This is a genomic window from Peribacillus frigoritolerans, from assembly GCF_030676415.1.
Taxonomy (GTDB): domain Bacteria; phylum Bacillota; class Bacilli; order Bacillales; family DSM-1321; genus Peribacillus; species Peribacillus frigoritolerans_A.
Window position 1 is genome coordinate 1 of record NZ_JAUUTW010000130.1, and the last position, 276, is coordinate 276.

The following is a 276-nucleotide window of genomic DNA, read 5'->3' on the forward strand; positions in this document are numbered from 1 at the left end:
GTAGGACGCCCAAGTATTGATCCAGTTATTTTAGTTAAACTGACTTTCATTCAATATACCTTCGGTATTCGTTCCATGCGTAAAACGATTGAAGAAGTTGAAACCAATATGGCTTACCGTTGGTTCTTAGGCTATGGTTTCCATGATAAAGTACCTCATTTCTCTACGTTCGGGAAAAATTATGAGCGACGCTTTAAAGATACAGACCTGTTTGAACAGATTTTCTATCGCATTTTAATGACAGCTGCTAATAAAAAGTTAATAAGTGCTGAACAC

Annotated in this window: 1 protein-coding gene; it reads left to right on the forward strand. The window is 36.6% G+C overall.

Translation table 11 applies throughout. From position 1 onward, the window contains the following. A partial coding sequence (locus Q8G36_RS28755) for a transposase (RefSeq protein ID WP_305275367.1) occupies nt 1-276 on the forward strand: 276 nt, incomplete at both ends.